Below are 12,119 nucleotides of genomic sequence, written 5' to 3' on the forward strand. Positions count from 1 at the left end.
GTGTTGTAAAAACGCAATGCAATCGGCTAGTTTAAAATCGCTATGTCCAGGCGCCGCTAATTTAGCCTCTCCTTTAAAACATAAAGCATTGAGCTCATCACATCGTGCTTGCGAGTAATTAGGCGTTTCACCCAATGCTAACCCTTGGCATAAATCACTCATTACACTGCCGGTATCTACCGAGGCAAGTTGGTCTTTATCGCCAAGCAATATTAAACGCGCATGCGCAGGCAGTGCTTCTATTAATTTAGCTATGAGTGATAAATCAACCATGCTGGCTTCATCAATAATAAGTACATCTAAATGCAGCGGGTTGGTGCTGTTATGCTTAAATTTATTAGTAAAGGGTTTAACCCCTAAAAGCCGGTGAATAGTTTGCGCGCTATCGGGAATTAAGGCCTTTATATCCTCAGGAATAATTTTAAGTTGCTCTTTTGCACCTAAAATTGATTCACTTAAACGGGCTGCAGCTTTACCTGTAGGCGCCACCAGCTTAATGCTTAAAGGTGCACTTTTATAAAGCGACTGTAAAATAGCTAATAGCTTAGTCACGGTGGTGGTTTTACCAGTTCCTGGCCCGCCCGTAATAACGCTAAAGCCTTTTGTTGCTGCAATAGCACAAGCTACTTTTTGCCAATCAATCGCAAGCGCTGAATTATCAACAAAGTAGTCATTTAATAATTGGCTGAGTAACTGGGTATTTATATTTAAATGACGCTCACTCATCGCAAGCAAACGCGTAGCTAAGGTGTGCTCATAATCAGCTAGGCGCGCAAAATAAAGCCGTTCGTTAAATAACTGTAAGGGTTTGGCCTCGCCCACACTGTTATGGGCACTTAAACAGCTAAGCGCATCGAGGTAGTTAAAGGCTTCGCTAAAAGGCGATGTAATATTTGGTACGTTGCCCTCGGTTTTAGTAAAGTCGCTTTGGCGTAAATTAAACGGGTTTTGCCAGTCGACTTCTTTTAATGTTAAACAGCTATGCTGGCTTTGCTGTGCTAAACACAGCAATAACACTATATAAAACACGTCGTTTTGCTGGTTATCGCACAGCATTAAGGCAAGCTTTACATCTACCATTCTTATGCGTTTTTCATCTAATAAGTAGTCAAGCAGCTCCACTGTATTTAACGGTTGGGCAGGTGCTGGCGGCTCATCAAACAGGCTTTGCTGCATAGGGTAGTCACTCATAACATGGCTCCTTGGCTAAATAAGCCATCTAATAGTGTGATTTGCTCTGCGCTAAGCTTATTAAAATACACCCCTTTCCCTGCCGGCATGCCGCGTAAAAAAGTATAATAAACCCCGCCTAAGTGGGTTTCTATTGCATAATCACTAATGCGTTGTTTAAGTAATCGGTGCAGCGCAACGCTATAAATTAAATACTGTAAATGATACTGATGGCTATTCATGGCTTGCTCTAGCAGGTCGCTTTCATAGTCAGCGGGCGTATTACCTAAGTAATTAGACTTATAATCTAAAATATAATACTTCCCTTGATAGCAAAAAATTAAATCTATAAATCCCTTTAACAGGCCTTTTACATGAGAAAACTCGAGTTTGCTTTGGGTAAAACCAAAATGCTTAACCAGTATTTCGTTTAATTTAGGCGCGCTTAAACTATCTAAAGGTAAATTAAATTCCATTTCGACTAGGCAGTCTGTCGGGGCTAATTGGCTTAAGCTTAATCCCTCATTGTTTAAGGGGCAGATTAACGAATCAAGCACCCATTGCTCGGTCACGTGTTGCCAGCTTTCGCTAATATGGTATTTATCCAGCGCATGTTTTACCACCTCTGCTAAATTTTGCTCTGGATTTGTAGGGTGTACTTGCGCACTGGTAAAGTCTATTTGTTCAAAAATTTCATGCAAACAGCTTCCAGGCTTCGCCCCCTTGGGAAAACTGTAAGGCGATGGTATTTCATCTTGGCTGTTAGCAAATTCATCTTTTTCATGATCTTCATCACTGCGCCCAGGCTCAATATGATCGGTGTGCTTTTTAAAGCTCAGCGCGCTAAAGCTGGTTGCTCGCCAATCTCGCTCTATGTTGGCTGTAACCGTATTAACTCTTAACGCTTGGCTTTGCTGCACTGCGCTATTAAGTGTTAATTGGCCTTGTTCGGCCAATTGCTCAGCCGTAAATTGCTGATAGTGCATTTCGGTGTGAGCGTCGCAAAATTCACTTAAGTGGGTACGCCACGTTTGGCTACTTGTAATCTCAAGCCCTGCAAATAACACATGCCCTAATGCACTACTTTGTATAGCCAAGCGACTACTTTGCCCCTGCCCTATGTTATACACCCCAAGCGCACAAAAATGTACCGCGCGGGTAAGGGCAACATAAAGTAAGCGTAAGTCTTCAGCTAGGCGTTCTTGCTCGGCTTGTGCTAAGGCGTCTTCGTTTTTACTTAAATCGTAAACTAGCTGGCCGTTTTGATGATAAAGCGCTTCTTTAGTTTCGCGATAGCCACTGGCAAAAGGCATAAATACCAGCGGATACTCGAGCCCTTTTGAGGCATGCATAGTCACAATTTTAACTAAGTTGGCGTCACTCTCTAGGCGTACTTGCACGGTTTCGCCATCTTGCTGGCTAACCTTTTGTGCAAACCAACGCAGCAAGCGCAAAGTGCCTTCTAGCTCTATTTGCTTTTGCTGCAGTATTTCACCTAAGTGTCTAAAGTCGGTTAACCAGCGCTCAACGTTATAGCCAAGTCCTTGCCACTTAGCGCTCAGCTGATTATGGCTTAACAAACGTTCAAGCATCGCCATTGCGCCTTGCTTGTTCCAAATATGGCTAAGTTGAGCAAAAAAGTTTAAGTGCTCTTGCCATTTATTTTCATCATCAGCAAGGGCGTAAATTTCGTTGTAGCTTAAACAAAATAACGGCCCAGCTAATACGCCGCGCAGTAATGACTCGTTGTATTGGCCATGCAATGCCGTTAAAAAGTTAAGTAAATGGTGGCTAAGCTCTTGGCTAAAAACACTGTCGCGCGATAAATACACGCTAGCAATATTGGCATTGCTCAGTGCTTTTTTCATTATTTGCGCTTCTACACGGTCGCGCACCAATATACAAATATCGGCAGCGGTCACCTTATGCTTACCAATGCACGCTCGCCCTTGCTCGGCTTGCTCAAGCAATGTCACTATTTTATTGGCAAAATAGCTGGCCAAATGCCCTTGCCCAACGCCTTTGCTGGTGGGTTTGTTTTTTTCATCTGCAGCTTCATCTACAAATACATTAAATTCAAACGCGGTGGCAGGTTTGCCATCTATTGTAAATGTTTCATCGGCTTTTTTGCCTTTTGCTGCTACTGCGTTAAACGGTATGGCATCGTTATAAATAAAGCTATTGGCATGTTTAGAAAACAAACTGTTTACACTGCTTACTATATCGGTGCTTGAGCGAAAATTAGTACCTAAAGTAAATTGCTGCTCAGGCTCTACCGACTCTTTTGCGCCAATATAGGTAAAAATATCAGCGCCCCTAAAACCATAAATAGCCTGTTTTGGGTCGCCTATCATGGCAAGCGTCGTTTTTTCTTGGCCGTATATTTTGCTAAAAATTCCGTACTGAATCGGATCGGTATCTTGAAACTCATCAATCATGGCAACAGGAAATAGCTGCGCTATTTTTTGCGATAAAGCCTCGCCCTGCTCGGCATTTAAAGCACTGTGTAAATTAGTCAGTAAATCATCTGGGGTGATCACACTTTGCTCTTGCTTGCGTTTTACAATTGCCTGTTTAACCCACCGAGCTGCGGTTTGTACAACGGCAATTTTAAGGCCCTGATTAATTTTAGTATTAAGTGCACTGAGCTCATCAAACAGGCTAAGCAGAGGGTGGCTAAATAATGGCTGATTTTTTTTATAATTACTGGCATCACTTAAGTTTTCGCTGCTCCACACCTCAAACGAGTATTTATTGGTGCCAAATTCAAAAAATAACTCATCACCTAAACAAAATGCTTCAAGGGCCGTTAAACTGCCTTTTCGCCCGGGTGTTTTAGAGCCACTTAAACCCGAGCCCTTTATTGCAGCTATAAACTCTTGCTCCAGCACTGCTTTTTTAAAAGCGGGTACTTTAGCAATGTACTCATCGCGAGCTTTAAATACGTCATCTAAGTTTATTTGCGGCACTATGTTCGCATTGGCTTTATTTAGCACACTACTAACTTGGCTAAATAGCGATTCAGGGGCTGCAAACACCTCTAAAATAGCATCAGTGCGTTCTTTATTAAGTGGGTATACAAAGGCGCGCCAAAAATCCTTAATTGTGTCGAGCAGTATGTCGCGCTCATCTAAAATAAATTCAAGATTAAAGGCAACGCCTGATTCAAACGCATGCTGCTTTAACATGCGTTGGCAAAAACCATGAATGGTAAATATAGCGGCCTCGTCCATAGATTTAGCGGCGGCATCGAGTAAATCAAAGGCGCGATGTTTATCATCTACTGCGGCTATCACACCTTCTATTAATTCATCATTTGGGTTTTGGCCAAGTAATGCATCGCGCGCAGCAATAATACGGCTGCGTACGCGGTCTTTAATTTCTTGCGTAGCGGCATCGGTAAAGGTAACCACAAGTATTTGCTCAACGCTTAACGGGGTGTTTATCTCCCCTGGTATTTGCAAGCCTAATAAATAACGTAAATAAAGCCCGGTAATGGTGTAGGTTTTACCTGTACCCGCACTGGCTTCTATTAAACTTTGCCCTTTTAATGGCATTGTTAGCGGATTAAGCGCTTGCATGGTCACTCTCCTTTGCACGTGCATGTAATGGGGAGAGTAATTTTTCGCTCCACTTAATAAATTCTTCTTGGCAGTCATTGAGCGATTGCACCGTTAAACGAATATACGGGTTTTCGCCTTCGCCGCGCCCTATGTATTGTGGGTTAAACTTGCTAATGGCTTTACCAATATCGCCACCACTTTTAACGTATTCATAGCCACTTACCGGATAAAATGCCACAGGCCCTTTGCGCAAGGCTTGGTATAACGAAAACCAATCACCGAGCAAGGCATCAGCCTCATTTTTACTCAGCGGTGCAAAGCTAATTTGCTTATCAAGCCCTAGTAATAGGGTTTCAACATTTTGTTCCATACTTTGTGCAACAAGATGATATATAAAGCCCTTAATTAAATCTTTGGCCTTTATACTGGCACTTCGGTAAAACACTTGTTTTTGAAGGTAAATATGATTAAGCCAGCCCTCAATAGTGGTGTTTTCTATGCGCAAAGACACCTCAAGCGGGTCGGTTTTGCCGCTTTTAATATGCTCTTTTACTTGCCCGGTTAGTGCATCTACTCGGTGTGCCATGCTCTCATACACTAAATTGCCTACATTGGCTTGTGGCAGCTCCCCCCGTTGCAATATTTGCTCTGTACTTAAAGGTTGCTCATTAATGTTGGCTTGCAGTATTTCGTCTAAATAAAAGTAGCGGCGCAGCGCATCTAGGCTAAAAGGCTCTTCATCTTTTGCTACTTCGTTAAATTCAGGAAGGCGTAAACCTAATGTTTGCTGGTAAAAGCTCTCTTGTGCGTTACACACACTGCGAATAAATACATCAAGCTCTAATTGCGCGGGCGCTGTTACATCAATGGCTGTTAGCGGCTGCGCGTCTATACGCTCGCTTGGCAGCCAAATAGGATTAAAACTGTGATTACTCAGCTTTTCATCAGCTTCAGTGTCTTCTGTGTAATACGCACGATTAAAAGGCTGTAAGTGCTGCTGATTAATTAAACACTCAGGCAGCGTTTTTTCGCTGTTATTTGCTAACGTAAAGCTGCGGCCTATGTACTCTAAAAGCTCGCTTACTAAGGTTGAGGGCATACGTGGTTGATTATCAAAACACGAGCGGCCAATGTAACTTATGTATAAATTTTCGCGGGCACTCAGGAGGGCTTCTAAAAATAAGTAGCGGTCATCTAATTTACGTGAACGGTCACCTTTTTGTTTTTTAGAATACGGCACTAAGTCAAACCCTATTGGCTGCACCGTACGTGGGTAATCGGCATCGTTTAAGCCAAGCATACACACGACTTTAAACGGCACGGCGCGCATAGGCATTAGTGTACAAAAGTTAACTTGCCCCACTAAAAAGCGCTGCCCTACCCCTTTTTCTTGAATGCCTTGTTTTATCAGGTAGCTTACAATTCGTTGCGATACCTGTTTATCGTAATCACCATTATCGTGGTGCTTTTTAAGCTCCTCTAAAACATTTTGCAGTACCAGCAAATCCCAGCTGTCTTCGCCTTCATTGAAATAAATAGCATTTATTAGCTCAGATAAAATATCCGCTTTATTGCTAAGGGTATCATCAGGGGTTAGCTCATCTTTAAAGCGCTGCAGTACATCAATAAAATGCACCAATTTATTAAGGGTATCAAGCGCCATGCCCTCTACTTCATCGGCACTATAAATGCCGTTAAACGGGCATTGTTCATCGCGCTGGGCTATGCCTAGCAGTAAACGGTTTAAACCATGCTGCCAGGTATTTAAATCTATTGCGGGTAAATCAAAGCTGCTTTTGTGCTCAGCATTTATACCCCATTTAACCCCTACACGCTCAAGCCAATATTGAATTTGTTCGTACTCGTGCGCCTCTAGCGCAAATTTTTCGGCAATTTGTGTTACTTGCAATAAATCAAGAATATCCGAAACACCAAAACGCGAAAACGGCAAATTGGCTAAGCTGGCAAACGAGCTCAGCACCGGTTTTTCTTGCTCTATGGCTAAATCGGCCAATGCATAAGGAATAAATCGACTGGTGTTTTGCGCGCCGCCAAACACCGCTTCAATATACGGGCTGTACGTACCTACATCAGGCATCATTACAATAATGTCTTTAGGAGTGAGCGACGGGTTTTGATTAAACAAAGTAAGTAAATAGTCGTGCAAGCGCTCAACTTCTCTAAGCGCTGTGTGGCAATCACTTAAGGTAATACTGGTGTCGGTGTCGCTAATGGGCAGTTTGCCCTCATCATTTATAAACCACTGTTTATTATCGGTAAGCGACTCACCTTTAAATGCCAGTTGGTAAATCTCGCTTTGAATTTGACCCAGTAAGCTATCGTCAAACGCATCTATAAAGCCATCAATCCAACGCGCATCAAGTTGTACGAGTTGCTCAAAGTAGTCGCGCCCTAGTTTTCCCCATGACGATAAAAGCGGATTACCTATAAAGTAGTATTCTTCATCAGGGTTAGTTTGTTTTTTTTGCTGCGCTTCTAAAAGCGGCATTTTGGCGTATTTGGCATTTATTTTGGCTGCTGTTTTTTCATCAACCACATCGCCCCAATAATGCTCGCTAGGATTAAAAAAGAATAAAAACACCTCTGTTTTTTTGCTCAGGGCTTCAAACACCTCAAGCTGCGAGCTCGCAATCGCTGATATACCAAATAAACTAATGCGCTTAGGTAGTAAGCTATTATCCATATTCTCAAGGGCGGCGAGTAGCTGCCCTTGCATATTGGCACGATGAAATTGGCTTTGTCCAAGCGCTTTACTGTGCGCCACCAGCTTTCGCCATAAATCGCTTTGCCACGGAGCAATGCTTACATCAACATCGTCAAGTTCGTCTTTGCCGCTATCCCAAGTGGCAATCCAATGCGGGCGGTACATTAAATATTGGTCGTACACATCGGCAATTTTTTCACACAGGGCAAAGGTTTTTTGCCCATCTAGGTCGCCCTCTAAATAGGTTTTTAAGGGCAAATAAAGCGGTTCATCAATACAGCTGGGCAGTATTGCAAATAATTTCCAAGCAAGGTTAGGCTTATTAAATGCCGACTCTTTAGGCACATTGGGCAATAACTGCTGATACAACTGCCATATAAAGCTCGATGGCAGCGGAAAATCGACCTGCGCGGCTAACCCTAGGTTTTCGCTTAAACCAATTTTAAGCCACTGAGACATACCCGGCGACTGCACTAATACCACTTCTTTATCGAATGGGCTTTGCAGCGGGTTTACTTTTAATAGCTGATTAAACTGAGCCTGCAGTGCTTCCATACGGTTTGATTGAATAATATTGAGCATACAACTGGAGTCCTTACTTGAAGTAAAACCAGTTTAAGATATTTTCATTTATAGGGGTAGCGCAATCAGCAAATTGGCACTAATAAATCAGCGGGTTAGCAGGGAGTTTAAACGCACAGCGTTAATTTTAATCACTGTGCGTTTTATTGCTCAGGTCATTTTATTTATAAGGGCTAATGCTTGATAAGCTAAATGCGCTTTGCATAATCACTTTACCATCTATCCCTTTAAGCTTAAGTGAGATGGCCGGATCTGCTTGTTGCCAATCTATGCTTAAATCGCCGTAATTCACATTGTGGGTGTAATCACCTACACGGTGTTTATTTGGGCTTACGTCTTTCCACTTTTCAGTGAGCCCTGAGCTGGTCATTTCTATTAAAGGGTAATCAAGGTTTTGTTGATACTTTGATATTTCGCCCCAGTGCGTATCGCCACTGATGATAATAACCCCATTCACTTGATGCTTTTTAATTAACGCAAATAAACGGTTACGATCCTCTGGGAAATTAGCCCACGACTCCCACCCTGTAAAATCGGGTAATAACTGCAAGCTTGAGGCAATTAGCTTTATAGCCGCAGGCTTTTTTAGCTCTTGCTCAAGCCATTGCCACTGCGCCTCACCTAGCATAGAGGCGCCTTTCACCTCTGTTGGGCTATACGGGCCTTGGTTATTAAGCTTACGCTTAGTGTAATATTCAAGCTCGCTTACGTGGTTAAGTGCATCACGGTTCCAGCGTAAATCGGGCATTATTACGTGTACGCTTTGCTCATCCTCACCATACATATACGACGTGTAAATGCCATCCGTGCGGGTGCGTCTGGGTGAGCTTTTAGGCTCGCCCCAAAAATCGAGCATAATTTGGCGAGACTGCTCTTTATGTGGGTAGTCTTTACCAATATCGTTCTGACCAAAGTCGTGATCGTCCCACATCGCAATGATTGGCGTATTCGCTTTTAGTGTTTTAAAGCCTGGTTTTGCACCTAATTTTCGGTATTTATTGGCAAGTACCGTCATATCGTTGGTGTCGCCGTAAATATTGTCACCTAAAAATATAAATAAATCGCCCTGCTCTTTATTAATGGTGTCAAATATTGGGATGTCTTTATCTTGATGCCCACACGAGCCAAATAAAATTTTTGAAGGGGCTGCCATAGTATTTGCGCTAAACGCTAACCCTAATGCTAATACGGCGTGTGTAATAGGTTTTACTAACTGCTTCATTTTAAAATCTCACTTATTGGCGGTGCCATGTTTGAATTTAGGTGTTTTGGGTTTATACCCAATGCGCTTAAAACAGTGGCTGCAACCTGCGCCTGTTTAAGCTCATTTTGTGTTGTAATTAAACCGTGCCCTTTTATTGCAGGGCCAATGGCAGCAAGCCAAATATGCTCAGAGCCGACAATGCCCTCAGGAAATTTATTACCCGCTAAATGCAGCTCAGCCAACGCACGTTTAGAGCTATGATGTTGCCAGTCACTTGCACTGCCCCCGCGGCCGTGGTCGGTGGTAACAATAAGCGTTGTATTGTTTTTATAGCCCGGTGTAGTTTGAATTGTGTTCCATAAGTCTTTTAAAAACGCATCACTTTGCCTTGCGGATTTTAAATATTGGTCGTAATGGCCATCGTGCGCAAAGTCGTCGGTTTCACCTAAGCTAATAACTAACAAGCGCGGCGTTTTTGCCAGCATATACGCTTTAGCAAATCGGTAAGTAAAACTGTCTAAGCGTACGTTTTCCCATGGGCTTGGAATTTCATTTTGCAATGCGTTTAAAAGCTTAGCATCAGCAAATAAATCGTTTTCTATGGGCATAAAACCCGCATTCACATACACGTTACTACGCTGTGTATTCACAATGTAAGGAAATACATCCCAACTCCCAAACAAAGCGGTTTTACCTTTAAAGTCTGCACGCTCATCTAGGCGCTCTAAAATGGTTTTATTCGCGTTTAATACTTTATTGTTACTATTAATTTTTTCATCTACTTCGCCGGTGAGAATTTCGTTATACCCAGGGTATGAAAAATACCAAGGGTTGCTCACCGACATATTAGAGCCTTTTGCTCTATCACCTACAATTACGCCCTTTTTAGCCACATGTTGAGTTAAAAATGGCATGAGTAATTGCTGGCGCTTATTGGCGGTAGGCGCCCAAAATTGCTTATTTAATTGCGTTGGGTTTTTAACAAAATCGGCATTATTAATGAGGTTTTTATCTGCCCCGCTAAACACCTCTTGCCAGCGCACACCATCAAGGGTCACTAGCACTACATTTTGTGCTGCGCTTGCGGTATTGCTGATTAATGCAATGATACTAAATACCGTGGCTTTTATAATTGAGTTCATAACTACTGTGTACCTAATTACTGTGTACATTTAACAAAAAGCCCATCAAAGATGGGCTTTTAATTATTTACTGTACATTATGGCTATTAAAACGTAGCCGATAACGTCAGTGCTGCTGTACGTGGTGCACCAATAAAGTAAGTGCTGCCATTGCCCGTACCACCCGCTAAATAGCTTTTATCGGTAACGTTATAAACAACAAAGGCAACATCAATAGCTTTAAATGGTCCTGCGTTTATATCGGTTGCGTAACCTGCGTTTAAATCAACCACGGTATAGCCATCAACTTCGCCACGCTCACCGGTGTATTTAGCCGATAAACCAAAGCGGAAATCACCGCTAAAGTAATCGGTCGATAGCACAAATAAGTCATCTACTGAGTCTATAACTTTTTCACCTGCTTCAAACCCGGGTGCATCGCCTTTGTACTCTGAATCATTATTCGTGTACGAGCTATATACACTCCATTGTGGGCTTAGCATGTAACTTGCCGACAGCTCTAAACCTTGCGATTCAATACCCCCTACGTTTAAGTAAGAGCCATTTGTACCTATGGTGTAATCAATACCGCCAGTGTCACTACCAGGGGCAATGAACGTAATACGGTTATCAAATTCAATTGAATACGCTGTTGCGGTCAGGTTTAACGCGTTATTTTGATAACGTACACCTAAATCGATGTTTTCAGCGGTTTCAGCTTCAATGGCTGATAAATCAGAGCTGTCGCGCTCAAGTACACCGTCTTTTATGGCTGCAAAGTTTTCGCTATAGCTGGTAAATAGCTCGGTTGAGTTATTTAGCTGATACAAAATACCACCACTAAATAACACATCAGAGTCACTATTAACTTTAGCGGTTGTGGCATTTTGATAATGGTCGTACTTTTCAATATCAACAAGGTACTTTTTAACACCTACGTTAAGCGTGAAATCGCCAAGGGCCATTGAATCCTGCGCGTACCATTTAAGGGTGTCGGTCTCAAAGGTGTTTTTATACTGGGTCCAGTATGGCGTGCTATCAAAGTGGTGGTAAATGCTGGCATTAATTACTTTGTGCCAATCGCGAGACTCGTCACGGTCGCTTTGCTCATACCAAAAACCGGCTTCTATGTCGTGCATGCCAAACGTAGCTTGGTAGTTAGCAGTAACCCCTAAGCGGTCTTTTTTGTAATGCGTATGACGATACGACATTACAGGTATTGCCGTATCATCGTAACATGCTGGGTTTAAACCAGGGCCCGACTCCCACGGCCAGCTTAAACTTGCCGTACAACCTTCGTTTGGTGCCAGTGCGTTACCTGCGCTATCTACAAAACCGTAAGAGCCTGCGTTAGTGCCGCCCTCTGTAGTTGGGTTGCCGTTTTCATCTACTGGAGTTGTTAAATACGGTGGGATCCAATCGCCACGGCCCGAGTTTTTATGATAATAAGGGCTCACTGTAATAAGCGATGTTGGCGAAAGCGCATATTCAAACTTTAAATACGCTAACGTATTTTCACGCAGTGTACCCCAGCCCTCAGCAAACATTTGGTCGTAATGTGGAACGCCTGTCCAGTTCCACGTTAGCTGATCCCACTCTGGCGTTTGTTCAAATTGCGCAAGACTTACACTGTTGTAGTTAGTCTCGCTTACATCATCGTAAGATAAACGCCCTGTAATTGTTAAATCAGCAAGCGTTGTTACAAATTTAAGCTCTGCGTGTTGGTTATCTTTTCCGCCGTTGCTACCCGAGCC

At 42.8% G+C, this 12,119-nt stretch carries 6 protein-coding genes; all 6 read right to left on the bottom strand.

The window, feature by feature from the left end:
• On the bottom strand, positions 1–1,191 hold a 1,191-nt coding region (locus tag L650_RS0122975; protein ID WP_029774538.1), incomplete at its 3' end, for an AAA family ATPase.
• A complete protein-coding gene (gene recB, locus L650_RS0122980; RefSeq protein ID WP_029774539.1) occupies positions 1,188–4,751 on the bottom strand; it encodes an exodeoxyribonuclease V subunit beta in 3,564 nt (1,187 codons plus the stop codon). The genes L650_RS0122975 and recB, both read right to left, overlap by 4 nt.
• Complete coding sequence (gene recC, locus L650_RS0122985) at positions 4,738–8,040, bottom strand: exodeoxyribonuclease V subunit gamma (protein WP_029774540.1); 3,303 nt, start codon at positions 8,038–8,040, stop codon at positions 4,738–4,740. Before recC ends, recB begins: the two co-directional genes overlap by 14 nt.
• A 160-nt stretch (positions 8,041–8,200) precedes the next feature.
• Positions 8,201–9,262 (bottom strand): alkaline phosphatase D family protein, encoded by a 1,062-nt coding sequence (locus tag L650_RS0122990; RefSeq protein WP_029774541.1) that lies wholly within the window; start codon positions 9,260–9,262, stop codon positions 8,201–8,203.
• Positions 9,259–10,386: an alkaline phosphatase family protein gene (locus L650_RS0122995; protein WP_029774542.1), complete on the bottom strand. Its 1,128-nt coding sequence runs from the start codon at positions 10,384–10,386 to the stop codon at positions 9,259–9,261. The genes L650_RS0122990 and L650_RS0122995 overlap by 4 nt, the downstream gene beginning before the upstream one ends.
• 86 nt (positions 10,387–10,472) lie before the next feature.
• Positions 10,473–12,119 (bottom strand): TonB-dependent receptor domain-containing protein (locus tag L650_RS0123000; RefSeq protein ID WP_029774543.1); only part of this gene is annotated, 1,647 nt, incomplete at its 5' end.

It is taken from the genome of Pseudoalteromonas sp. TB51 (assembly GCF_000498055.1).
GTDB classification, from domain to species: Bacteria; Pseudomonadota; Gammaproteobacteria; order Enterobacterales; family Alteromonadaceae; genus Pseudoalteromonas; species Pseudoalteromonas atlantica.